A 24,868-nucleotide genomic window follows, 5' to 3' on the forward strand; every position below is an offset into this window, starting at 1 on the left:
AATTTTAAATTGAAATGTAATATTTCAACAATTGAAAGGTGGAAAGGTGGAATTTATATCTAATACTGTGTAGGCTAACTTTGAAATCAACTTAAAGGCAAGATAATGACTAATTTCTTTCAGCTAATCGTTCTCGTGGTGGTACTGGTCTCTTCATAGAGTTCAGCGGGGAGCTATTACTTGAAAGAAATACTCAAACCCCGCAACCAGCGGGGTTTTTTTTTGATTTTAGAAATATAACAGGCACGCACAGTCAACGAGGAATGAGGTAATGGCAGAGCAATACAACGGCTCCGAGCTAGTAGTAAAAGCATTGAGCGCATTAAAGGTAAAATACATATTTGGTTATCCCGGAGGATCGGTTCTTGATCTTTATGATGCGTTGTTTCAGCAATCAGATATTGAACATATTTTAGTTAGACATGAGCAAGCAGCGACCCACATGGCAGACGGTTATGCCAGAGCTACGGGAGACGTCGGTGTTGTCCTAGCGACCAGTGGCCCTGGTGCCACTAACTGCATTACAGGGATCGCGACCGCTTATATGGATTCAATCCCAATGGTCGTACTCTCAGGGCAAGTACCTTCAAACCTAATCGGCGATGATGCGTTTCAAGAAACGGATATTGTAGGTTGCTCTCGCCCTATCGTTAAACACAGTTTTAACTGCCGCGACGCGACAAAAATCCCAGAAGTATTAGCTAAGGCATTTTATCTAGCAAACTCTGGTAGACCAGGACCTGTTGTGGTTGAGCTGCCAAAAGATATTTTGAACCCTGCGCTTAAATTCGATTATCAGATGCCTGAACAGATTGATATGCGTACTTACAACCCGAGTGTAAAGGGGCATTCCAAGCAGATCCGCAAAGCGGTCGAAGCCATTATTGAAGCGAAGCGTTTGGTTATCTATTCTGGCGGCGGCATTATTCTTTCGAATACCTCGGAAAAACTGACTGAGTTGGTTGAGAAACTAAATGCGCCTATCACCAATACCTTAATGGGTCTTGGCGGGATCAGTGGCACACATCCTAACTTTATTGGCATGTTAGGTATGCACGGTAGTCTTGAAGCGAATAAGGCGATGGCGAATGCCGATGTTATCTTAGCATTAGGTGCGCGTTTTGATGACCGTGTAACCAATAACGTTAAGAAGTTTTGTCCGGATGCCAAAATTGTTCACGTTGATGTGGATCCAACTTCAATTTCTAAGACCATTCAAGCGCATATTCCTGTTGTGGGCTGCTTAGATACGGTGATGGAGCAATTGCTACGCGGTATCGAAAAAAGCGAGAAGCGCATCGACCGCGCTGCACAAGAAGATTGGTGGCAAGCAATTACAACATGGCGCGCTCAGAAATGCTTGTCGTTTACTGCGGGTGTAGAAAAAATCAAGCCGCAAACGGTTATCGAAAAGCTATACCAAATGACCAGCGGTGACGCGTATGTTTGCTCGGATGTAGGACAGCATCAAATGTTTGCTGCGCAGTACTATCCGTTCAAATCGCCTCGTCAATGGATTAATTCAGGCGGACTTGGCACCATGGGGTTTGGCTTACCTGCTGCGATGGGCGTAAAAATGGCATTCCCGCAAAGCGAAGTATTGTGCGTAACTGGAGACGGCTCAATCCAAATGAATATTCAGGAGCTTTCAACTTGTTTGCAATACGGCCTTGCTGTCAAAGTCATCTCGTTAAACAACCGCTCGCTTGGTATGGTACGCCAATGGCAAGATATGATGTATGAGGGACGTCATGCGAGTTCTTACATGGAATCACTGCCCGATTTTGTTGCGCTTGCAGAGAGTTATGGTCATATCGGTATTCGGGTTGATAAACCAGAACAACTTGATGCGGCGCTGGAAAAAGCAATGTCGATTAAAGACCGACTTGTATTTTTAGATATTTTGGTCGATGAGTCAGAACATGTGTATCCAATGCAAATTAAGCAAGGTGCGATAGACGAGATGTGGTTGAAAAAAGGAGTAAAAGCATAATGAGAAGAATATTATCGATTTTATTGGAGAATGAACCAGGCTCTCTTTCTCGTATTGTGGGTTTATTTTCTCAGCGTGCGTATAACATTGACAGCTTAACTGTGGGTACGACTGCAGACAAAACGCTATCTCGTATCACCATCACGACCCAAGGCGATGACCGCATTGTTGAACAAATCACCAAGCAAGTTAACAAGCTGGTGGATGTGCTTAAGGTCATAGATTTAAGTGATATGCAGCATATTGAAAGAGAGCTTTTATTGGTAAAAGTCTATGCCAGAGACGAAGTAACACGAGCGGCTATCAATCGTGTTGCTGAGGTGTTCCAAGCCAGCATTATAGATATGGGCAAGCAAAGTTATATATTACAGATGGTAAGCTCAGCCGACCGTCTTGAATCTTTCTTGGATCTATTACGTCACGAAAGCGACATTATTGAACTTGTGCGTTCTGGTGCAGTAGGTATTGGCCGTGGTGACAAAGCACTGAAAGGATAAAACCACTCACCTTTTAGCTGTCACTGTGATCTTTTTGCGCGGGTGAGCACGTTGTCTTACGTACAACCCGCTTCGGTTATTTTGCATGGCGGCTTCGATTTACTCTCATTAGGTTACTGGCTATAATCTCGTTTTTATCAAGTTAGATTATGCACATGGAACTCGAACGCTTCTGGCAGCTTGTCACCGCCCCCGATCATTCAAACGATAATGAATATTTAAAAACGCGTTTATCTCCGCTGATTTCAGAAGAAATTGCTCAGTTCGATGCATTATATACCAAAGAACTAAGGGCTCTGTGGCACTGGGATAACTGGAAAGTGGCCTACGTGATTGCAGGCTGTAATAGCGAATATGATTTTTTAGACTTTTGTAATTGGATCATCAGTCGCGGCCCTGAAGCGGTAAGTGTACTTACTGCGGAACCAGACGAATTAGCCAATAAGTTTGCGATTCCCAATAAAGACGACCTGCCCTACCCGTTTATTGACGAATTAGATTTAGTTGCTGGGTTGCTTTTTGAAGAAAAAAATCAGGACGAACTCCCGTATCACAGTGTCGTGAACTTTCCGCCGCAAGGTAAAAAGTTTAAAAATAAACCAAAACAGTTAAAGGCTGAACTACCTCAACTTTTTGGTCAATATTGGCTTGGATAAGGTTTAGTTTATTGTTTTATATGATGGGTTTTGGTTGTTCTAGCTTTAGATGCTGAAACTCATTATTACCATCGCAAAATGCCACAACTCGATATAGCCCATCAATCCTTCTCGCTAACTTACCAAAACGCCTTTGCTAAAACACAACCTCTTGTTAAGTCTTGATCAGTGGAATACTATGTTTATTCCCTATATCGAAAACAAAAAGAATAATGATGAAAGCCCCCTCTATTTTAAAATACTTCCCTAGTTTAGCGTTAGTGATAGCCTGTCAAAGTATGGCTGTGCAGCAAAAGTTGTTAGCCGATGATGGTAAAGCAGAAGATCAGTTTGGTTATAGCGTAGCGATAGACGGCACAACTGCATTAGTTGGTGCCCACAAAGTGGATGCTAATATGAGTCAGGATACTGGTGCGGCTTACCTATACACGCTAGGTGCGTCTGGCTGGCAGCAACAAGCAAAGCTCATCGCGCAGCCTGCCAATGCCGGCGACACGCTTGGCGGCAATGTTGCCCTTAAGAATAATATTGCCATGCTTGGTGCGATAAATCGGGACGATAAAGGAGAAAATGCCGGTGCGGTGTTTGCTTTTGAGCGCACAGAAAATAGCTGGATACAAAAACAAATTTTAACCGCCAACGATGCAAAAGCGGGTGATGCCTTTGGACAAAGTATTGCGCTCACCGAGCAATTTTTAGTGATCGGTGCACCACACAGCGATGCGCCACACAAAGACTCAGGCTCAGCGTATGTATACGCGAGAGAAAACAATAGCTGGCATTTTCAGTCAAAGTTGACGGCAAGGGATGGCGCTGATGGAGACCTATTCGGAATTAGCGTAGCAATAGATGGCGATACCATTTTAGTCGGCGCAGATTTGAATGATGAAAAAGCAGAAAAAGCTGGTGCTGTTTATGTGTATCAATTCGATGGTAAAAAGTGGAATTCGCAAGCAAAACTAATGGCAAATGATGGTGGAAACACCGATATTTTTGGTGTTCGCGTGGCTATTTTTGGAGATACAGCCCTTATTTCTGCTAGAAGAGATGATATCGACGGTATAGGTAAAGATGCCGGCTCTGCTTATCTGTTTGAGAGAACAAATGATAAATGGACGCAAATTCAAAAATTAGTGGCACCAGACGCCAAAACGGATGATAGATTTGCACGCGGTGTTGCGTTAAGTAAGGACATGGCGTTTGTCACCGCGATGCACCATGATGAAAAAGGTAATAACGCGGGGGCACTTTATCTATACAAAAAACAACAAGACCAATGGCAATATGCGTCTAAGATATTTGCCAATGACGCCGCGCCAGAAGATAGGTTTGGTTGGAATATTGCGGTTTCAAATAACACCGCCATCATCGCAACTCCCCACCGCGATGACAAAGGAGAAGGCTCAGGTGCCGCCTATATTCTGGATTTGGTGGAATAATAGCGATTTGTAATGTCTGAGCTTGGCTTGTTAAGCTCAGACTTTGGCTGTCAGAGTTGATTGATAGACTCTTATTTAACTGTTGGCTTGGTGCCATTCTGAATCGTTCAAGCAACTAGAAAGGCTTTAAAGAAGACATTCGGTATGATCACATAAAAGCTCACGGTTTTTTGCGCGTCGGGCGACCGATAGGGAACTTATTTCATGTGTTTGTTATACATTTAACCTAACCGGCTTAACTAGCCTTTGACCTTAAGCTTTAGAACTCCCTTGCTCTGCTTTACTTATACTTGACTCCTGCGACCTTATCAGCGCTAACTTTCGTTTGCGACACACATTAGCTAAAAAGCTAAAGTATACGTTCAACCTATCTGAGGGTCATATTACTTTGTCTTGTTAGCACTATCCATTTATACGAACCATTTCATTCGCATACACTGGCTCGCCATTATATTCAGTGAGAAATTCATCAGACACTTCAAATCCGTAAGCCTTGTAGAGGTTCTTTGCTGGCTCATTTGTCTTGGCGACAAAAAGATTAGCCCTGCCGCATAGTTGTGATAAAAGGAATTCAAGTATTTGTCTTCCGATTCCGTTTCCTCTAGCACTAGGGCAAACAAATAGCGCTCTAATCTCTGACCCAAATATTGCTCCAAACCCAAGAATATTCCCATCATCAAAAACGTATATCTTTGATTCCCTAAGCGCAGACAATCTCTTTTCATCATTTTCTAGGGGCAAGAGCTTAAATGTCTTCTTCTCAAAACGAAGCTCATCCAGTTTAGATTTTGAATAGATCTCCAAAACTCTTGGATAGTCTTCCTCGCTGAACTCTCGAATATTCATATGTTGCTAGCTCTTATCAATTTTAAATATATCCATTGTGCGTTGCAGCGTATCACTGTTTAATTTCATATCTTTAAACAACTCATTTAACGCTTTCGATGTATCTAATTCATGGTTTGCAGCGTCAAGCACTGCGGCGGTGTTTTGTGATATATCGGCGGCGACTTCTGATTGTTCGCAGGCTGCGGTGGCAACTGAGGTCGTGAGTTTTTCAACATGTGCGCTGTGTTCGTTTACTTTGAGCGATATTTTACGCGTTTCTTCTACTTCGTTCATGGTATTTTGTGTTAGCTGTGTATTTTCTTTGATTGACTTAACAACGCTTTGGCTTATCTCTGACAGGCTAAGTAACAGTGTGGAAATTTGCTCAGAAGATTGTTTACTGTTGTTTGCAAGTCCTCGCACTTCATCGGCTACAACTGCAAAGCCACGACCATGCTCGCCTGCGCGGGCTGCTTCTATTGCGGCATTGAGCGCAAGTAGATTAGTCTGTTCGGCAACACTGCGAATTGAATCCAAGATAGTATTTATCTCAGACACTTGCTTTTCCATACTCGCGGCCATCTCGTCGACGGCGTTCATACTCGTCGAGAGGGTTTTCATGGTGTCTAAGTTCTTTTGGTTGTCTGCAAGTAACTGCTGTGATTCGATGTTGAGTTGGTCGCTGGCATCAAGCGTATCTTGCGCGAGTTTTGCGATTTCTTGGCTAGTTGCGGCCATTTCTTCTATTGCAACCGCAATGGAAGATGCCATCCCTTGGGTTTTTTGTGCATCCTCATTGACGTTAGAGGCCGCTATATGCATCTTTTCGCCAAGCTTAGTACCTACCTTTACCGACTTAGCCAGGCCTACCATCAAGTCTTTGAAAGCATTGATTGTGTTATATACCGACTCGGAAATCTGTCCTAACTCATCACTTGTGTTTAAACGCATATCCAAAGTTAAATCCCCATCTTCCGCTACCTTTTTTAATATGTGCGTTAACTGTGAGAGCTGAGATCTCAGCGAACGGATTAAATGGAAATTGATCAGCACGATAAAACCAAGCACGATGACGAAGAGCACGAACGTTAAACTGCTTTCAAAGGCAATATCAGATTTGTTCTGCTTACTATCTTTAACAGTTTTTTCCCATACCGAGTCAAGTTTGATTTTTAGTTTGCCAATTAAATTAGATGCGGTTGCGAACCACTCGTTACTTGACGGTAACCCATCGAAATCAATGTTCCCTTGAGTGGTGAGTTTATCCAAAGTACGCTTGAACTCTTTCGCTTCCCTTGAAGATAAAAATTCGTTTAAATTGTTTTGTTGAGTACCTTCAAGTGCAGTTTCTAATTGATGTAATGACATCTCTAGCTGTTGGCGATAGTATTTAATATCGTCCTTAATGGTGTTTGACATTGCTTTCTTTGCAAGCGCTCCATTAACCTTGCCACGGATCTGACCAAGGCGCTCTTTACTCTGTGCGATAAGAAACGCAATGGAAAGTTCCGACGATAAGGTCCTATCTGATACATAGGCTTGAATTTTTGCAGCCGTGTTTAGTGAAACTTGATTGAGTTTGCTGTAGTAAGCAAAGGCATTACCGCCATTTTTTCTGTCGACCTCATCTCTTATGCGGTTTTTGTTGGCTTCTACTTCAAAAATATACGGAAGCCACTTTTTTACATTTTTATCTTTAAGAAACAGTGAAGAGTGAACACTTTTAAGCGTTGATATTGTTTGATCGGCAATTTCTCGTTGCTCGTCGACTTTTCTTTTGTTATCACTGGTAGGGTTACCAAGGAAGCCAGCCGTTAAGCCGCGCTCTACCGCATGGTGATGCGCTACTTTCTCAATGGCGTCGAGTAAAACGACATAGTTGATATTTTGATCGGCGGCATTGTACAGTTTCCAATTATTTAAAACGTTTTTGCCAACTAAAAATAGTAAAAATGCAAGTAACGAGATAGAACTTATCATCGTGAGTTGCATAATTGAAAATCTTTTCAAAATACCCATTCGTCTCTCCGTAGTGCGAGCGTAGATTATTGTTTAATCAAGGTAACTATAGTCCAACAAAATTAATGTGAGATATTTTGTAACAAACTTCGTGATGGATTTAGCGTTTCGAGGTTGTAAGGATATGATAGATGTTATTTAAAGTAATTTTTTTGAAAATAGATGGGAATGCAGTGTTGCTACATTCTTGTTGCTGATAATGGTATTGGCGTCAAAATTAAATAGAGGAATGTATGAAAGGATTAATCAAACTAATGTTAGTGAGCCTTGCGCTTATCTCGTTGAAGTCATATGCGGTTGTATTTAGGTGTAAAGGCATCGTGTACGACCTTTATTCAAATGGTAATAATAGCTACGAAGTTAGGTTTGAGCGTGAGTCCGGAGTCGATCTTGAGCCTGTTATTATTTATCCAGAACAGCACTACCTATAGGCTCCGGTTTTAGATGCTATCCGCGAAGGTGAAAAATACCGCACCGTATATCGCTTAGTCATCGAAAATAGAGACAGCGGTGATACTCGATGTCACGATGGTGAGAATGAAAACGCCTTAATCAGTCTTACAAAAGTCATCGATTAAAAAAGAAAAGGCGCCGAAGGCGCCTTTAGAAATTAACCTGTAATGATCCTTAACATTCTACGAAGTGGCTCTGCCGCCCCCCATAAAAGTTGATCACCGACAGTAAATGCACTGATATATTTTTCACCCATTGTGAGCTTTCTTATCCTGCCTACAGGAATACTCAGTGTGCCAGTAACATTTACCGGAGTTAGCTCTTTTGCCGTAATATCACGCTCATTTGGAATAACGCGAACCCATTCATTATGTGCCGCTAGAATTTCCTCTATTTCTTCGACACTTCGATTTTCACGTAACTTGATGGTGAGCGCTTGTGAATGACAGCGCATCGCGCCAATTCGTACACACAATCCGTCGATAGGAATGGGCTGCTTTGACGAGCCAAGGATTTTGTTTGCTTCTACTTGTGCTTTCCACTCTTCTTTACTTTGACCAGACGGCATTGGAACGTCAATCCATGGAATTAAGCTGCCGGCTAACGGCACACCAAATTGATCTTGTGGTAAAGATTCATCTTTGATTTTTTCTGCCACAAGCTTATCGATTTCTAAGATGGCTGAGCTTGGGTCGTCGAGTTGTGCTTTAACGGAGCTGTGGATCTCACCCATTTGAGTGATGAGTTCACGCATATTTCTTGCGCCTGCACCTGATGCCGCTTGATAGGTCATTGGACTCACCCACTCTATTAAGTCTTGCTCGAACAAACCACCAAGCGCAAGTAGCATAAGAGAAACCGTGCAGTTACCACCGACAAAGGTTTTTACGCCTTGTTCAAGACCTTGTTGAATGACATCTTTATTGACAGGGTCAAGCACAATAATACTGTCTTTTTCCATTCTAAGTGCTGAGGCTGCATCTATCCAATAGCCTTCCCAGCCCTGTTCACGCAATGAAGGATATACAGATTTGGTATAATCTCCGCCTTGGCAGGAGATGATAATATCCATTTCGCTCAGTGATTGAATGTCGCTTGCGTCTTGAAGTGGCTTTGGCTCACCACCACCTTTAACAACGGGGCCAAGTTGACCTGCTTGTGAGGTAGTAAAGAAGTGTGGATCAATGACATCAAAGTCATTTTCTTGCTGCATACGCTCCATTAGCACGGAGCCAACCATTCCACGCCAGCCGACGAGTCCTACTTTTTTCATGTTATGTGCCTTAATTCTTGATTATACGGATCATTGCGTGAGTCGTATGTCTAGATGGCTACCATAGCAAAAGAATACGAGGTGGACTAGCTAGAAATGAGGATTTTAATAAATAAAAAACCCCGCATGGCGGGGTTTGGATACAACATGTAAAGGTTGTCCTAATTAAACGCATTTGCGTCAACAAGAACTCGGTACGTAACGAGCTATGGTTTTGTTTTTAAAGCTCTTAAATAATGTTACTGGTTAAATATGACAAGTATATTAACAACCTAGTAACCTACTGAAGTATTTGGATATATTTTTATATATAGACCAACTATACACAAAGTTACAGAACTTAGTCCATGAAATAATGAATTAGTAGGAAAAAATATCTCGAAGATTGATAAAGATCAAAAAAGCCAAGGCATGCCTTGGCTTTGGTTAAAGCTTAGTTGTTCTTTAGAACTCGTAGCTGTAGCTCAGGCTAACAGAGGTGCCGACATCTTTTTGTCTTACTACCACGTCAGATTGAGTTACTTCTTGATCTTCATTTAGCAAGTTCTTGACTTTAAATTTAACTTTAGAGTTAAAGTCTGGATACCAAGTATATACTAAGTCAAGTGAGTGAAATGGTTGCTCATAAGCATCATCTCTACCACCAATCCCAGAAGCCAAAATACGCTCACCAAAGACGTTATACACTAATGAACCACTATGTTGGCCATCAGCCGAATCATAGTTTAATTGCATATTAACTACGTACTCTGAGTGACCCGTCATACGCTTTGTTGGATTGGTTAAGTTACCAGCACGAGCAGGATCTATCGATACTTCAGAATCACTTAAGGTGATGTTACCTGACGTAAAGAAGCCACTCGCAAGGCCCGATAAGTCATATAACCACTCGGCTTCGATACCGTATACTTCGCCTTCCTCACCATTTACGAAGGTTGCTGTATAGTCTTCATCACCAACCCGTAAGATGGTTTCTATTGGTGCCGTGATGTCTTTATAGAATGCCGCAACTGAGAAGTTGTCGCCATTATCCATATAGTACTCAAAGCGCGCGTCATAGTTTTTCAGGTCGCTACTCTTTAGGCCAGCTACACCGAAGGTGCGGATATCGGTTAGTGGATCATAGTAGGCAACCGGTACTAACTCACGTAAGTCAGGGCGTACTGTGGTTTCACCATAACCAAAACGTACTTGATAGTTACTGTCTGAAAGGTACGTTAGCGATAGTGCGTTAAAGAAGTTATCTTCGTTAACTGTACCGGCTAAAATACGCTCTTCATCGTAAATCGTTTCCATCGTTATGCGGTCGAAGATCAGACTCGACGTTGCAAGTGACACTTGTTTAAAGTCTTCGTAACGAATACCACCACTAATACGCCAGGTATTGTCGAAGAAGATATCAAACTCACCATAGCCCGCATCAATCTTTTGCGCCGCGATATAATCGTCCGCCGCTGGTGCCTGAGGTTCGTTGAAGGTCAACAAGAAAGTGTTGTTGTTCAAAAACTCATCGTCTAGATAACCCGATAATCCATAGATCTCAGACTCATCAAAGTTTACTGGGATGGATATACCACTTTTGTTGTTTACAACGAAGTTACTGGTATTGTAAACACGCGCTCTATCCATAAAGTCATAACCACCTTTAAGGGTAATTTCTATGCCCTCGAAGGTTAACGGTAAGGTGACATTACCGCTGTAAGACTTTACGTTGTCTTCCATGTCGGTAAAGGCGTACGTTATACGGTTATCATCACCGGTAACGATGGAGTTTTTGTAAGAACCATCTTCGTTATAGTTATCAATAAACTTAAAGTCGATTTCAGTTGGAATATCGGTTTGCGCTTTTGACTCTGTATACTGCCAGTCAAAGCCAATACCCCAGTAATCGAGGAACGTGTGTTGACCAATCACTTGGTCGATATCCAACGTGCGTTCTTCGTAATCAAACTGATGTGAACGCTGTGCCGCGCCTGTTCCCGCGATAGTTCTAACGGTACTGCCGTTAGGGCTTTGTAATACGGAAAACTCTGATTCGGTTTCGTTATCTTCGAGATAAATCTTAGAATAAGTAATACTATGCTGATCTAAGCGGTAACCGATATTGAATACACCATTTAGGCGTTCAGTCTCAGTCGTTACTTTAGATTCTTTAAGTGTCACATAACAGGAATTGGCTGTGTCTTCTGCGGTTTCTAGTTTTGAAGTACAGTTTTCAGCTAATGTGTCGTCAATAACGCCTGTTGTGCGGTCACTATAATTCCAGTCGTTGTCATAGGAACCCGCAAGCATAAAACCTACCGTGCCGCCTAACCAATCTTCTTGGAAACTATTGCCAATGTTGGCTTTTACATCAAAGTTCGGATCTAGCGACTCTTCTTTGACTTGAATATCGCGTGGAAGTGATGACACAAAACCTTTGATCACGTCAATTGCTTGATCCGCACGTGTTAGTCCGTCTTTATCTTTGAACCCGTTTTTGTCTACAACTTCACCGATGTCAAAGTTACCACGATATCTTACAACCGCATCTTGTAGCACTTGAGGTATGCCTTCCGCGGTTCCGCTGTAGGTAAAGCCTTTATCAGAATTAAAGTTTTGGCCAATACCTACCTCAATACCTGCGGTGAACTCCGATGGTACAGACTTGGTACGGATATCGATGTTACCACCACCGAATGCAGCAGGCATTGACGGAGAATAAGCTTTTTGTACCGCTAGACTTTCAATAATGCTTGCTGGAAAAATATCGAGTGGAATAACGTTTCGGGTTAAGTCCGGGCTCGGTACTGCGGCACCATTTAGGCGAGCACTTGAGTAACGCTCACCTAGGCCACGAACATAGATAAACTTGCCGTCAACTAACGTAAGGCCGGTAACTCGACGTAGCGCGGATGCTGCATCACTATCACCTGTTCTAGATAGCTGCTCTGCGCCTAAGATATCCGCAACGAAGGCTTGGTTTTTACGTTCTTCAATTACCGCCGCAGCACTACCTTGCAAACGAGTACCTACCGCAACAACTTCTTCGATTGCCTGTTCTTCTTCTGCAACACTTGGTAGAGAAGTTGCGACTGTGAGTGCCGTACTGATGGCTAAAGCAACTTTTTTAAATTTCATTTGAGTATCCATATGCAATCCTGCCAAAAATCATAAAAAAGGCGCAATGACTGCGCCTTAATTGTAATAACTAAGGTCATTACGGATAATTAGTCAGCGTTTGAAGCCTCAATTGCTTTCTTAACCCACTGATACCATTCAGAAGATGTATCTTTATCAGATACCGCACCAATGTAATCAACAGTCGTGAAGAAGTTGTCATTTAGGCTGCTTAGGTCGTTTGCTTCAACAGTGATAGCGGTAGAGCTTGAATTTGTTGAGAAGCCGTCTGCTGCAAGTACGTCAGCTGCACCGTTTAGAATTTGGTTAGAACCTGCGTTAACAAACCAGTCCTCTTTACCTTCACCTGCAGGTAATGGGTCAGAACCATTTTTAAAGTTTGCAGCACAAGCAAGTACAGAGCTTACATAGTTAAGCGTATCAGCTTCAGCGTTTGCAGCAGCCTTATCATCTTTAAACTCTAAACATTCAGTGCCATTCGCAGCTGATGATTTAACTACTAATGCGTTGTAATACATACCACGGATAGCATCGTCAAACTTCATACCTTGTGATTCGTCATCATCACGAATTGAGTTACCATCAGTCGTTAACACAGTTACGTTTGCAAAATTAAGCGTAGATGCTGGTGCTTGGCTGTAATCAGGGCCTGCTGCTTTTTCACCATCGGTTTCAAAACCATTGTTACCCATGAAGCCTTCTGTGCCAGCAGGAATTAGTACTGCGTCGCCGTTGTCATCAGCATAAGTAACGTCACGCTTTGTTTGAATCGTACCGTGTTTAACAACAATAAACTGACCTTTACCCTGCCAGCCCGCATCAACGTCGATACCATCATCTTGAGTATCTGTTACTACGATATTTTTGATGTTTGCAGCACCACCGAAGAATTCGATACCATCGTCAAAACCTTGGTGAATGTGAAGGAATTCAAAGCTTGAACCAGAACCCACAGCATTTAGTGTTAGTGAGTTTAAGTCGTCCCCAGGGCCGCCATCACGAGGACCAGAACCTGCATACCAAATGTGTGCATATTTGATTTGACCGCTGCTATCTGCGTTGTTTTTACCGCCATAGTAGCTTGTTACACCTTCAGAATCTGCATTACAAAGGTCGCCATCACGCTCTGCATCAGTACATTCGTTTGTGATACCAAAACCGTTAACCATGATACCACCCCAGTCAGCAAACTGTGGACCGATACCTGCTAGGTTAAATGCGTCAAATTCTGCTGCTGAAGTGAAACGAATTGGCTCAGCTGCAGTACCAACTGCGTTGATTTTCGCACCACGCGCGATACGAACCACAGACTCACCAGAAGTGAATGCCATTACTGCACCTGGCTCTACAGTTAGTGTTGGGCCGTTCGCCTCGATTGTACAACCTGTTGACGTGTTACAATCTTTACCGATTAAAAGTGCACCTTTAAATACGTGAGCACCGCCATTCTCAAGTTTTTTGAATGTCACATCAGCTTGTACTTCTAGTGATTTAGAAGCAAAGTCAGTGCCGTATACACAGTGTGGTGCTTGGAACGTACCTTGAACTTCAGTGCTTCCTACAGCGCGAGTTGTACAAGGGTTAGTTGTGCCAGTATCGCCACCTGTATCACCGCCTGAATCGCCATTGTTTGTTGTATTGTTTGAATTGTTAGTGCTGTTATCGTTTACAGTAGGTGTAACTTCGATGTCACCACCACAACCAGTAAGTGCCATAGCAGCGACGATTGCAGAGACTCTGAAGAGGTTTTTTAGTTCCATTGCTAACTCCAATAGTAGACTTTTAAAAAATTATTTTTTTACTGTGTTTAAATGATGTGACTAAATTAATGGGGTTTTATTACATGAAGATTACACAAAATGATTGTAATTAAATCTTCATAATGAAAGTTGGAACTTTTAAAAATAAAAAAACCGCCCGAAGGCGGCTTTGGTGTTGCGATTATAAAATATTATAATAAAGCTTGTTTTAATGTTTCAGCATGAACTTTTTCTCGCTTCACATATTTAATCCATTGTTTAGCGAGGTTTGCTGATTTTTTGTGCTTTTCCGCTTGTTCGAATGCCAATATAGACGCATCAAAGTTTTGCAGGTTAAACTGTGCCATTCCAAGTGCAACATAGGCGTTAGACTCAAACGTTAAATCGCCTTTATTGAGCGCAAGTCGGGCGTGATCTGCGGCTTCATCATATTTTTCAAGATTTAAGTAGATCTCTGCAAGTCTCTGATCTAAATTGCCATGTTCAACTTTTTCAGTTGCAGCTAGGAAAAAAGGTAGTGACTTTTTATCTTCTCTTGCTTGAACGAAAGCTTCTGCGATAAAAGTTAAGTTTTTGGCGCTGTCTTCAACGACACCTGCTTTTATTCCGTTATCGAGTGCTTCCGCTGCTTTAAAAGGCAGGGCGTTCATTAAATAGACTTGAGCAAGTTGCATATAATCAGATTTTGATTTTATAAAGCCCCTTTGCTTCGCAGTTTCAAATGTTGCAAGCTGTTTTTTCTCGGCACCTATCTCACCGTACATACCACCAAGCTGGATCCAGTATTGTGGTTTGTCATAAAGGGTAACCATTTTCTCTAAAACATCCGCTACTTTTTTCGGCTGATTTAATGAGTAATATATCGCACGTTGAAGAACTAACCAGTGTTCTTTTGGTAGTTCACCGTCGGCTTCAACTAAATCAATCGCAGTATTTATATTGTTTATCGCATCATTATATTTTTTTAGTTGATATTGTGCTTGCGCCTTTAAAATATAAAAGTTACTTTTTGGGGCCTGCGTATTAACTTCGTTCCACTGATCAAGGAATGATAATGTACTTTCAAAATCATTGTTTGCCATGGCCAATTGAGCCAAACTAAATGTCGTAGAAAGACGCAGGGACTCAGGAATAGATTCTTCAGCAATAACGGCTTTGAAAGATTCGATGGCCTTGTCGAGCTTGTTCTCGTTGTAATAAATAAAACCATAGAAGTTATACATCATGGCCACTTCGTAGCTATTCATACTCGAAACGCGTTCTTTCACCGAATCTAATGCGGCGAGGCCTTCTGCAACTTGACCGTCGTCTGCAAGTTTTTGCGCGCGAGCCAGTTGACTATACACTTTTTCGCGTAGCGCGGGCACACGCTTGGTTTTAGTTTCTGAGTCTGCATAAGCCGTTGCCAAATTAACATTTGGTATGACCGAAATGAGACTCGGTGCTATTAAACCTGTGCTAAATAACGCACTTATTAACGTAATTTTTTTAAATATTTTCATAATCGCAATCCTTAATGGCGGTTAGCCATTAATTTGAAATGAAATCTTATTTTGAACACCCGCAACTTCAACCGGTTCACCGTTTACGACACGAGGTTTGTATTTAAATTTCAAAGCTGCATCGAGCGCTGCTTGGTCAAAGATTGATTCCGGTTCGGCGCTTACTACAACAGGGTTTCTCACGGTGCCTTGTTTAGTTACAATGAACTCAACAATCACATACCCCTCAATGCCGCGTGATAACGCACGTCTTGGATATACCGGCGCAACTTTTACGATTGGCAGATATTCACCATCACTGGACTCAAGTGCTAAACCACCCGCCAAATCTACGTCGGCGTCCACATTGGCACTGAAATCAAAGTTGCCGCCTGTTGCGTCAAGATTGTTGTTCTGTGTTTGTGGTGCATCCATTGGCGGAGGCGGCTCTTTAGGTGTTGGTGGCTTTTGTGGCTTACGCTCTTTTTTCTCCACCGTCTCTTCTTTTTTAAGACGGACGAAATCTAGTACTTGTCCTTTTACAGGATCTGTCATTGCTCCTTCCCCTCCTTGGATAAGCGCTTGCATACCCAAGAAAAGGAAAAAGGTAACTATGCCTGCAATTACTAAAGCAATTAAGTAACGCATGGTATGTTCCTATGACTCCTGTGCTGCAATTGAAACATCAAATGCGCCAGCTGCGCGTGATGCATCCATTACTTTGATTAGCGTGTCAGTAGTTGCCTTTTTATCAGCTTGAATAACCACACTACCCTGCGGGTTTTCCGCTTTAAGACGCTCAATGTTTGCTTGAACTGCACGGATGTCTACTTGGCGTTTGTTAATCCAAATTTCACCAGTATCTGAAATTGCAACCAGGATATTGGCTCTTTGCTTTTTCACTGCAGTGGCCGCTTCTGGGCGGTTAACATCAATACCCGCTTCTTTAACGAAAGAGGCAGTTACAATAAAGAAGATAAGCATGATAAATACAACGTCCAGCATTGGTGTCATGTTGATTTCTTCTGCTTCCTCTTCTTGGAATACTTTTGCAAGTGGTGCTCTCATAATTCTTTCCTCACATGACCGATTAATGGTCTAGTAGCATTTTATCTTCTAACAACTCAACTTCACGCTTGGCTTTACGCTGTAGGTAGGTCGATGCAAATACACCCGAAAGCGCGCCAACCATGCCTGCCATTGTCGGAATAGTTGCTTTTGATACCCCAGACGCCATAGAGCGTGCACTGCCTGATCCGGTGATCGCCATTACATCAAATACTTCAATCATGCCGGTTACCGTACCTAGAAGTCCTAGTAAAGGACACAGTGCCACCATGACGTTGATATAAGGTAAGTTGGTGTTGAGTTTGATCCCCACGCGAGAGATAGTTGCTTGTCTTATCTGCTCTGCGTTCCAACTGTTACGCTCATTTCGAGAGTTCCAAGCTTGTAGGACTTCGTTTTTGTAGCCTCTGTATTTACCGAACACAAACATGAAGCGCTCGAGAATAAGTAGCCACATGGCGAAGGTTACGAAGCCGATGACCAGGAGAACCTGGCCACCTGTATCAAGGAATTCACGTAAAGCGTTAATTGCATCAAGCAATAAAACCACGATTACGCTCCTTTCTCGCTACGCTCTGCAATGATCCCCGCGCTCTGCTCTTGAAGAATAAGGAGCAAGTTACGAGAACGTGTGTTTAGTAGTGTGTAAAGGAATACGGTTGGGATAGCGACAACCAGACCAAGTACGGTGGTTACAAGGGCCTGAGAAATACCACCAGCCATGAGTTTAGGGTCGCCTGTACCAAACAAGGTGATTGCTTGGAAGGTGTTGATCATACCGGTCACAGTACCGAGTAGACCAAGTAGAGGTGCTACGACTGAAATAATTTTGATTAAAGTCAGGTTACGAGTGATCTTTGGCATCTCACGAAGGATTGCTTCGCTTAACTTAAGTTCTAGCGTATCGTAAGCCACATCTGGATATTGCTCTTTCACTTTCATCACACGACCTAGCGGGTTGTCGTCACGGGCAACGCTATCTTTAAGCTGACGATTGATTTTAGAACCCATCAACATGAGTGATACAAAACGCTCAATTGCAATAAGTAGTGCCAGTAAACCTACACCTAAAATAACGTAACCTACCGCGCCACCTTGGTGTACTTGTTCTTCGGTATTTGGCGCTTGTACTAGTAGACCAAGAATTGAACCGCCTGTTGGGTCAAGGGCAAAATCTACAGAACCTGCTTTCGCACTTTGTAATTCACCCGCTGTTGAGGTGAAACGAGACGCTGGCTGACGAGTCAGTTCAGAAAGTGTTTGTGTATCGTTGTTGTAAGTCAGGTATTTACCATCAGCGATTAAGTTAAACGCACCGACGCGAAGCACTTCTTTGTTTTGCTTGGCACCACCGGCTACGATAACTTCGGTATTAAAGCGCGATACTTTACCTTGTTCTGTCATTTCACGTTGCATCTCAAACCAGACTTTCTCAATGTCTTCGATTGATGCTAGACGTGATGTTGAGCCCATCTTTTTCGCAAGCTCAGTCATGTAATCATCACGACCTTTAATTTCAGCAGATACCACAGACGTTGCGAACTTATTTGAACTGTCGCCAGCTACTTGCTGAAGCACACCGAATAGCTCTTTTAATGTCCCCATACGCTTGCTAAGGGTGTCACTTAGGTTGGCCAGTTTAATTTCGTTTTCTTCGAAATTGGTTTCTAGACGTTCAGATTTAGCCAACGCTTGGTTACGTTCACCCGTTAACGCATTCAACATTTGGATTTGGTTGTTTTGCTGCGCTTTGAACTCGGCTTCACGTTGTTTATTTTGCGCTGTTTGTGCGGTTTGCCCTTGCTCTAAGGTTTTAAGTAGCGAATCTAAATCTAATGCTTGTTCAGCATGCGCAGATGCGGTTAACGCAAGTGTTGTTGCGAAAATAGCGTGTTTAGTGAATTTTTGTACGAATTTCATAGTGGTCTCACCTATTACTCTGCAGCCTGAACTGGAAGCGTTAACATGTCAGGTGCTAACTGCTTACGTGCGATGCGAATGCCTTTATTGATTTGGCTGATGTTGGTATCTGGTAATGCGTCAAAAGCGTTACTGTCTTTGTTCCAAAAGCCAGCTTGGCTACCATCTTTCGTGACATAAAGCAGCTCAAGACGACCAATTCGTAGGAAATCTACTTCACGTTCTTGTCCATTCACGTCAAGTAATGAGGTGTAAGCTTCGATAGTACGTCCGTAGTCAACTTCAACTTGGTAAGCTTCAAGTACGCGGCGGAACTTCTCACTTGATGAAATATCAGCACGATCCATCAAGTTAGTTAACTGAGTAATACGCTCAGCACGCTCTTTAGGAAGGAAAGGCACATCTAATTCAACGAACTGTTTCAGACCTGTGATCATGCGCATCATGAGAGGTGTGATTTGACGCTCGATCACCGAAACCTGATCCATAGAGGTGTTAATGGCCGCCATTTCTTCAAGTTGGTTTTTGATTTGTTTTTCTAATTGAGCGTTGTAAACAGATAGGCCGTCGATTTCTTTGTTCAACGTCTTGAACTTTTGCAAACGAGACTGCATATCGTCTGCAATACCATCGATTTTCCCTTGAGACTTTAATGCAGATTCATTGATAGCTGCACTTTTGTCCATCGCTTGATTTAATTCTGTTGCTCCGGCGGAGGCCGTTGCTAGCATACCTGCTATAAGCAAGTGGTTAACGCACTTCATCGCATACACCTTATAAATTATTGCTAGTTGCTAAAAAACTGGGTGCAGTCTAATTACGAAAAATGACAACCATGTTGCGCAACTAATACACAAATGTGACAGCTGTCATTGAAATTACATTAATCAATTAACTTGTTGGTTTTGATGGGATTTTGTTGGTTAATAAGATGTTGCATGTGTTTTTTGTCATAAAAGGATCACAAAAAAACCGCCTTTTGTTAAGCGGCTTTTAAGCACTAGTGAGATGGCGTTAGACTCTAAACTTGAGCACCATTTGTTCTAATTCGTCGAACTGTAGTTTCAATGACTTACACTCTTCAAGGGTTGCGGTTAGGTTATTGCTGCCTTGCAGGCTGAGGTCACTAATATGATGAATGTCGCTATCTAATGTTTGGATAACGGTGTTTTGCTGGTGGGTGGCGCTGGCTACTGCATGGTTAACGCCGTCTATGGCATCAATCGAATTGCTAACTTCTTGCATTTTAGTACCTGAAGCATTGGCTCTATCGGCGCTTCTTGCTGAGTCTTCTAAACTCGCTTTCATTACGGCCACAGCTGAAGCAGAACCTTGTTGTAGTTGTACAATAGTGCTTTCGATTTCTTGCGTTGACTCTTGCGTGCGCTGTGCTAATTGCCTTACTTCATCGGCAACGACGGCGAATCCACGTCCAGCCTCACCAGCCCTAGCTGCTTCAATGGCAGCATTTAACGCTAGTAAGTTGGTTTGTTCGCTAACTCCTTTAATCACCTCAAGTACTTGCCCTATGCTGCCTGAGAGTTTATCCAACCCATCCAGCGTGTCTTGTGCTTGAGACATTTTTTGTGTCAGTGAAGCGATTTCTTCGATATTTTGAGTGAGTGAATGTTGGCTTTCAATCGAAAGCTTGTTGGCGTTACTGGCAAGTTCTGAAGCATGGGTTGCATTGTTTGAGATCTCTTGTGCACTTGAAGAAAGCTCGTTGATGGCCGTCGCGACGCTATCGGTGCGCTTTGACTGATCTGTATACATCGATAAGGTATCTTGCGTTTGCGCAACCAAACTATTCACCACGTTTTCAAGTGTCACCGTGGTATTTTTTACCTGCGTAATAGAAGCATGAATCTTGTCGATAAATTGGTTGAAATAATCGGATAACTCGCCAAATTCATCTTGATTTTCTACGACTAATCTGCGAGTAAGGTCTCCTTCACCTTGGGCGATGTCTTTGATGGCTGCATTGAGATTGTACATCGGGCGCATCAGATACTTGAGCAATAGTTGTAGCATCACCACAATCGCAATCACGCCAAGCAGCATATAGATAGCCGCCATATTTCTAAAAGAAGATACGGACGAATAGGCAATTTCTTTATTAATGACAACGCCAAGATACCAGTCGACATTTTTAATGCCTTTCATTTTCACAAATGAAACGAGCTTTTCTGTGCCATTAATTTCAAGCTCAGTGAAATCTCGATTTAATGACAGGCGCTCACCGAATAGCTCTGACATCGGCTTGTCATTCAGTTTGGTATCTGGGTGACTGAGTATTTTGCCGCTTTCATCGAGTAAAAAGCCGTAACCAAATCCCAAGAAGTCAATTTCATTGATAATTTCTGTGATGGTTGACATGTCAATGTCCCCCCTGCTACACCTGCGAAACGGCCTCCTTGTTTGACTGGTACAACGGCAGAAATAGTGAATTCGTTGGTAGTAACGTCGATATAAGGTGCGGTAAAAGCGGTATCTTGTTTTTGCTCCGCGAGCTTGTACCAAGGGCGACTGGTCGCATCAAAGTCAGCAGGAAGTTGAATACTCGGATCATCCAACACGAATGTACCATCTGGCGTGCCAATAAAGACGTTTTTGAAATCCCCGGCAGTGTCTGCGGTTTTTAACCGTCTTCTTATTTGTTCAGTGGAATCATCTGCTCTATGTCCATCAGCAATGGAGACCACGATTTCAAGTCTGTCATTGAGCCAATTGGCGATATTTTGTGAAACCGAGCTGGAAATCTCTTGTAAAACCAAGGTAAGCCGAGCTTGAGTTTGGTCTCGCATAACGAGAAAGTTGTTTACGGTAAATAAGCCGAGCACAATCACTAACACAAGGGAGGCTGCTACGGTTACTTTGGTGGTGAACTTTAGCGCTTTAAACATCATGATCCTGTTGAACTTGTTCTTTTCTTCAACCAAGCAATCAACTTGTTGGCCGATTGTTATTAATAGATTTAGGAACTAGGTTCCTTTGTAACTATATTTATCAAAAACTCAAAGGTTTGTCTTTGATTATCGGCAGGAAATGATAGAGATTTAGAGCGAGTGTTAAATAAAGGTGAGACTAAGCTCACCTTACCTTAAAGTAACGACGCTTGATAATGTTGCCAAGCAGTATCTAATTTAACACCTGATGATTGCTCGAAGTATTGCCAGTCCCACTTTATGTTGTCATGTGGGTCCAACTGAGCATTGATTTCCTGAAGTAGGTCTCGGTTACTTTGCTTTGATAACCAATCGATAAAGAATGCCGTATTTTTATAGCCATCTTTATAGTTGCCTCCAGGCTTTTGGGTGTTATCAGGAATATACCCGGCTTTTAGTCTAACAACATCCGCTATTCCCTCAATGATTGGCCCTATTTCCTTGTAATTATGATCATCTAGCTGATACGCATGGGCAATTTCATGATAGAGAATACCGATAAGTTCGTCGACGGATTCTGTTTCACTGTGCGATTTGGAAAAGTTTTCCATGTAATTTGCACTGATGTGGATGGTTGCGCCGTTAAAATCTCCCTCTTTATATGCAACACCTTTTAGATCTTCAAAGACAATATGGAGCGTTGGTAGTTTAGGCGCGTCTTCGATGTCCTTATACAGTAACCTAGCCACGTTATAGCTTATTTGCTCCACTACTTTTTTATCAACTTCTTGCCATGCGAAATGGTTAATTTTAGTTGTTTTGCTGAGCGAAACGGCAGGCAGAGGGAATTGGCGCCATGCTAAGTCTGACTGAAACGCGATCGGTTTTAATCGCGCTGCGGCATTATCAGCTTCGCCTGCAAGTGCGAACGGCGCACTTGCAAAGGTGGTAATAGCCGCAAGAAGTATTCCTGCTTTAACCATTACTTATACTCCGACAATGAAGGTGGTCTTTGTGTTTTGGATTGACCCCATGCTTTGTTAGGCTTGCTAGACATTTGATACTCCAATGTACCGCCATTCATAATATCGTTATGTGTGATGTAGCTGCGAGCAAGCGGTTTGCCATTCAATTTAACGGATTTGATGTATTTATTTTTGTCACTAAAATCTTTTGCAACGGTTTTAAACGCTTTGCCGTTTGCAAGTTTCAACGTAACTTCTGGCACCTGAGGCGCACCAATCGCATAGCTTAAGTCTCCTGGCGCAACAGGATAGAAGCCCATCGCTGAGAATATATACCAAGCAGACATCTGACCGACATCGTCGTTACCAGCTAGGCCATCGGGCTTGTCTGAGCTTAAGGTATCCATGATCTGACGAATGCGTTCTTGGGTTCTCCATGGTTTACCAGCGTAGTTATATAGATAGGCAATATGATGGCTAGGTTCATTACCATGGGCATAGTTACCAATCAGGCCTGCAATATCCTCGTGCTCTTTGATCATCTCTTCAGAAAGGTGGGTATCAAACAGCGCATCTAGGCGGGCTTCAAATGCATCGTCGCCACCCATTAGTTCAATCAAACCAGCAACATCGTGCGGTACATAGAAGCTATATTGCTTAGCGTTACCTTCGGTGTAAGGACCCATATATTTTGCTTCAAACGGATCAAACTCCGGATCCCAGTTGCCTTTTGAGTCCAGCCCTTGCATGTAACCGGTTTCTTTATTGAACACATTTTTATAGTTCATCGCGCGGCGATAATACTCTGTCGCTTTGCTGGTATTACCCATCGCTTCATACATTCTTGCAATGGCAAAATCATCGTAAGCATACTCAAGTGTGATAGAGATAGACTCTGGAAGTACGTCCATCGGTACATAGCCAAACTTCTTGTATTCTGGGATGGCGTCATATACTGGGTTGTTAGCCGTGTTTTCAATCGCTTCTACCGCTAAGTCGATATCGTAATTTCTGATCCCTTTTAGATAAGCATCAGCAATAACTGAAACTGCATGATAACCAATCATGGTCCATGTTTCGTGTGCATGGAACGACCAAATAGGTAACATTTTTTCATAACTTTGCTGATAATGTACCAGCATAGATTGGATCATGCCGGATACGCGGTCTGGGTCGATATAAGTGAGTAACGGGTGTAATGCACGATAGGTATCCCACAACGAGAATAAGGTATAGTGCTCAAAACCTTTTCCATCATGAATTTCACCATCAACCCCACGATACTGGCCGTTGACATCTTGGTAGATGTTGGGCGCTTGTAGTGCGTGATAAAGCGCGGTGTAGAACTGACGTTTTTGCGCTTTTGTGCCTTCCACGTCGACTTTATCTAGGTAATTCGCCCACTGTGACTTGGCATTTGCACGAACTGTATCAAAATCCCAATTTGGTACTTCGGTTTTTAAGTTCTCTAATGCATTTTTACGGCTGACGGCGGAAAGTCCAACCTTAACCAACAGCGGCTTTTCATCTAGATTATCGAAGCTTGCAACAAACTTAACGGCTTTACCTGCTGTCATTTTTACTGCGGTATTCTCAATCGTCGAGTGCTTGTTGTCTTTGCCTAAGCAATTCATACAGCGGTAGCGGTTGTTGTCTAGATTATAAAACTGATAGTCATCGATAGGTTTCGAAAACTCGATGGCAAAATACATTTGGCGGTTACGCGCCCAGCCATTAGTTGCACGGTAAGCTACGAGTGTGGTGTCGTTTATTTTGCGGATGTCGCTCCAAATCACTTTGTTCTCAAAGTTATAGATTGCTGAGGTCAAATCAAGTAATACATGGCCTTGCTTTGCCTTATTGAAGCTGTATTTATGCATACCCACTCGCGTGGTTGCTGTGACTTCAGCTTTGACGCCATAGTCGAGTAAGTCAACACCGTAATAGCCAGGTTCTGACCACTCTTGGTCATGAGAAAAACGTGAACGATAACCCACGTCCGGGTTGTCAGCGGTACCTGCGTCAAGCTTTACTTCGCCGGTCATTGGCATGATCAGTAAATCGCCAAGATCTGAGTGGCCAGTGCCAGAGAAATGTGTGTGCGAGAAACCAACAATGGTATGGTCGTCATAGTGATAACCTGCGCAGCGCTTGTAGATTTCTGGCTGAGGTGAAACTCCGCGCATCGGGTTATCTGTATCTGGACTCAATTGCACCATACCAAATGGGACAACCGCACCCGGGAAGGTGTGGCCATCACCGCCGGTACCGATGAAGGTGTCGACCCATTGTGTATTTGATTCAGTTGCGTGAACCGTTGCGCTTAACAGCACACTTTGTGTGACTGCCAACGCCCAAGTTTTAGCTCGCATTACTCTCTCCTAGTTTTTGTTTTGAATTGGAGCGTTCCAATTTTGTTTTATAATACCCTTTATGAATACGTATTCAATACTCTGCGATGAAAAAATTATGCAATAAAAAAGGCGAGCTATGCTCGCCTTGTAAACTTTC

18 protein-coding genes and 1 pseudogene are annotated in these 24,868 nt (G+C 42.7%); 5 read left to right on the forward strand and 14 right to left on the reverse strand.

All coding sequences use genetic code 11. The features are described 5' to 3' along the window. The first annotated feature begins 271 nt into the window (after positions 1 to 271). From B1L02_RS20560 to B1L02_RS20575, 4 genes are all read left to right on the forward strand, one after another. A complete protein-coding gene (locus B1L02_RS20560) occupies positions 272 to 1,993 on the forward strand; it encodes an acetolactate synthase 3 large subunit (RefSeq protein WP_010605491.1) in 1,722 nt (573 codons plus the stop codon). Next, positions 1,993 to 2,490: an acetolactate synthase small subunit gene (gene ilvN, locus B1L02_RS20565; RefSeq protein ID WP_088532636.1), complete on the forward strand. Its 498-nt coding sequence runs from the start codon at positions 1,993 to 1,995 to the stop codon at positions 2,488 to 2,490. The genes B1L02_RS20560 and ilvN overlap by 1 nt, the downstream gene beginning before the upstream one ends. Before the next feature lie 155 nt (positions 2,491 to 2,645). Beyond that, on the forward strand, positions 2,646 to 3,146 hold the full coding sequence (locus B1L02_RS20570; protein WP_088532637.1) for a DUF4240 domain-containing protein: 501 nt from the start codon (positions 2,646 to 2,648) through the stop codon (positions 3,144 to 3,146). 212 nt (positions 3,147 to 3,358) lie between these two features. Continuing rightward, positions 3,359 to 4,585, forward strand: coding sequence for an FG-GAP repeat protein (locus B1L02_RS20575; protein WP_223192184.1), 1,227 nt, complete (start codon positions 3,359 to 3,361; stop codon positions 4,583 to 4,585). 402 nt (positions 4,586 to 4,987) lie between these two features. Here the strand turns inward: B1L02_RS20575 and B1L02_RS20580 are convergent, their stop codons facing one another. Further along, entirely contained in the window at positions 4,988 to 5,431 is a 444-nt protein-coding gene (locus tag B1L02_RS20580; RefSeq protein ID WP_088532639.1) for a GNAT family N-acetyltransferase, read from the reverse strand. A gap of 6 nt (positions 5,432 to 5,437) precedes the next feature. Next, the gene (locus B1L02_RS20585; protein ID WP_088532640.1) at positions 5,438 to 7,432 is read right to left on the reverse strand and encodes a methyl-accepting chemotaxis protein; all 1,995 of its coding nucleotides are present in this window, start codon (positions 7,430 to 7,432) and stop codon (positions 5,438 to 5,440) included. 233 nt (positions 7,433 to 7,665) lie between these two features. On the opposite strand from B1L02_RS20585, the gene B1L02_RS24760 reads away from it, so the two are divergent. Continuing rightward, on the forward strand, positions 7,666 to 7,863 hold the full coding sequence (locus B1L02_RS24760; RefSeq protein ID WP_223192183.1) for a hypothetical protein: 198 nt from the start codon (positions 7,666 to 7,668) through the stop codon (positions 7,861 to 7,863). Positions 7,864 to 8,042: 179 nt separating this feature from the next. Here B1L02_RS24760 and asd read toward each other — a convergent pair whose 3' ends face one another. The 12 genes and pseudogenes from asd to B1L02_RS20650 form a co-directional block, all read right to left on the reverse strand. Continuing rightward, positions 8,043 to 9,158: an aspartate-semialdehyde dehydrogenase gene (asd, locus tag B1L02_RS20595; RefSeq protein WP_069019193.1), complete on the reverse strand. Its 1,116-nt coding sequence runs from the start codon at positions 9,156 to 9,158 to the stop codon at positions 8,043 to 8,045. Between the two features lie 444 nt (positions 9,159 to 9,602). Then, a complete protein-coding gene (locus B1L02_RS20600; protein WP_088532641.1) occupies positions 9,603 to 12,290 on the reverse strand; it encodes a TonB-dependent receptor domain-containing protein in 2,688 nt (895 codons plus the stop codon). A gap of 77 nt (positions 12,291 to 12,367) precedes the next feature. Next, entirely contained in the window at positions 12,368 to 14,038 is a 1,671-nt protein-coding gene (locus tag B1L02_RS20605) for a hypothetical protein (RefSeq protein WP_088532642.1), read from the reverse strand. A 191-nt stretch (positions 14,039 to 14,229) separates the two neighbouring features. Then, the gene (locus B1L02_RS20610; protein ID WP_088532643.1) at positions 14,230 to 15,540 is read right to left on the reverse strand and encodes a tetratricopeptide repeat protein; all 1,311 of its coding nucleotides are present in this window, start codon (positions 15,538 to 15,540) and stop codon (positions 14,230 to 14,232) included. Positions 15,541 to 15,561: 21 nt separating this feature from the next. After that, on the reverse strand, positions 15,562 to 16,167 hold the full coding sequence (locus B1L02_RS20615; RefSeq protein ID WP_010378710.1) for an energy transducer TonB: 606 nt from the start codon (positions 16,165 to 16,167) through the stop codon (positions 15,562 to 15,564). 9 nt (positions 16,168 to 16,176) lie between these two features. Next, positions 16,177 to 16,587 (reverse strand): ExbD/TolR family protein, encoded by a 411-nt coding sequence (locus B1L02_RS20620; RefSeq protein WP_010378708.1) that lies wholly within the window; start codon positions 16,585 to 16,587, stop codon positions 16,177 to 16,179. 22 nt (positions 16,588 to 16,609) lie between these two features. Further along, positions 16,610 to 17,137, reverse strand: a complete 528-nt coding sequence (locus tag B1L02_RS20625) for a MotA/TolQ/ExbB proton channel family protein (protein WP_088532644.1) — start codon at positions 17,135 to 17,137, stop codon at positions 16,610 to 16,612. Between the two features lie 2 nt (positions 17,138 to 17,139). Continuing rightward, positions 17,140 to 18,507 carry a MotA/TolQ/ExbB proton channel family protein gene (locus B1L02_RS20630; protein ID WP_010378704.1) on the reverse strand — a complete coding sequence of 456 codons (1,368 nt, stop codon included), beginning with the start codon at positions 18,505 to 18,507 and terminating at the stop codon, positions 17,140 to 17,142. A 14-nt stretch (positions 18,508 to 18,521) separates the two neighbouring features. Then, positions 18,522 to 19,271 carry a DUF3450 domain-containing protein gene (locus B1L02_RS20635; RefSeq protein ID WP_010378702.1) on the reverse strand — a complete coding sequence of 250 codons (750 nt, stop codon included), beginning with the start codon at positions 19,269 to 19,271 and terminating at the stop codon, positions 18,522 to 18,524. 250 nt (positions 19,272 to 19,521) lie between these two features. Continuing rightward, positions 19,522 to 21,410 (reverse strand): annotated as a pseudogene (locus B1L02_RS20640) (methyl-accepting chemotaxis protein). Between the two features lie 197 nt (positions 21,411 to 21,607). After that, positions 21,608 to 22,375 carry a basic secretory protein-like protein gene (locus B1L02_RS20645; protein WP_088532645.1) on the reverse strand — a complete coding sequence of 256 codons (768 nt, stop codon included), beginning with the start codon at positions 22,373 to 22,375 and terminating at the stop codon, positions 21,608 to 21,610. Continuing rightward, positions 22,375 to 24,729, reverse strand: a complete 2,355-nt coding sequence (locus tag B1L02_RS20650) for a GH92 family glycosyl hydrolase (protein WP_088532646.1) — start codon at positions 24,727 to 24,729, stop codon at positions 22,375 to 22,377. Before B1L02_RS20650 ends, B1L02_RS20645 begins: the two co-directional genes overlap by 1 nt. Positions 24,730 to 24,868 lie beyond the last annotated feature (139 nt).

Origin of the sequence: Pseudoalteromonas piscicida (assembly GCF_002208135.1) — a bacterium.
GTDB classification, from domain to species: domain Bacteria; phylum Pseudomonadota; class Gammaproteobacteria; order Enterobacterales; family Alteromonadaceae; genus Pseudoalteromonas; species Pseudoalteromonas piscicida_A.

Excerpts from the sequence above, each read along its gene's own strand:
- B1L02_RS20560 (WP_010605491.1), top strand. The coding sequence starts at position 272 with ATGGCAGAGCAATACAACGGCTCCGAGCTAGTAGTAAAAGCATTGAGC.
- ilvN (WP_088532636.1), top strand. The coding sequence starts at position 1,993 with ATGAGAAGAATATTATCGATTTTATTGGAGAATGAACCAGGCTCTCTT.
- B1L02_RS20570 (WP_088532637.1), top strand. The coding sequence starts at position 2,646 with ATGGAACTCGAACGCTTCTGGCAGCTTGTCACCGCCCCCGATCATTCA.
- B1L02_RS20575 (WP_223192184.1), top strand. The coding sequence starts at position 3,359 with ATGATGAAAGCCCCCTCTATTTTAAAATACTTCCCTAGTTTAGCGTTA.
- B1L02_RS20580 (WP_088532639.1), bottom strand. The coding sequence starts at position 5,431 with ATGAATATTCGAGAGTTCAGCGAGGAAGACTATCCAAGAGTTTTGGAG.
- B1L02_RS20585 (WP_088532640.1), bottom strand. The coding sequence starts at position 7,432 with ATGGGTATTTTGAAAAGATTTTCAATTATGCAACTCACGATGATAAGT.
- B1L02_RS24760 (WP_223192183.1), top strand. The coding sequence starts at position 7,666 with ATGAAAGGATTAATCAAACTAATGTTAGTGAGCCTTGCGCTTATCTCG.
- asd (WP_069019193.1), bottom strand. The coding sequence starts at position 9,158 with ATGAAAAAAGTAGGACTCGTCGGCTGGCGTGGAATGGTTGGCTCCGTG.
- B1L02_RS20600 (WP_088532641.1), bottom strand. The coding sequence starts at position 12,290 with ATGGATACTCAAATGAAATTTAAAAAAGTTGCTTTAGCCATCAGTACG.
- B1L02_RS20605 (WP_088532642.1), bottom strand. The coding sequence starts at position 14,038 with ATGGAACTAAAAAACCTCTTCAGAGTCTCTGCAATCGTCGCTGCTATG.
- B1L02_RS20610 (WP_088532643.1), bottom strand. The coding sequence starts at position 15,540 with ATGAAAATATTTAAAAAAATTACGTTAATAAGTGCGTTATTTAGCACA.
- B1L02_RS20615 (WP_010378710.1), bottom strand. The coding sequence starts at position 16,167 with ATGCGTTACTTAATTGCTTTAGTAATTGCAGGCATAGTTACCTTTTTC.
- B1L02_RS20620 (WP_010378708.1), bottom strand. The coding sequence starts at position 16,587 with ATGAGAGCACCACTTGCAAAAGTATTCCAAGAAGAGGAAGCAGAAGAA.
- B1L02_RS20630 (WP_010378704.1), bottom strand. The coding sequence starts at position 18,507 with ATGAAATTCGTACAAAAATTCACTAAACACGCTATTTTCGCAACAACA.
- B1L02_RS20635 (WP_010378702.1), bottom strand. The coding sequence starts at position 19,271 with ATGAAGTGCGTTAACCACTTGCTTATAGCAGGTATGCTAGCAACGGCC.
- B1L02_RS20645 (WP_088532645.1), bottom strand. The coding sequence starts at position 22,375 with ATGGTTAAAGCAGGAATACTTCTTGCGGCTATTACCACCTTTGCAAGT.
- B1L02_RS20650 (WP_088532646.1), bottom strand. The coding sequence starts at position 24,729 with ATGCGAGCTAAAACTTGGGCGTTGGCAGTCACACAAAGTGTGCTGTTA.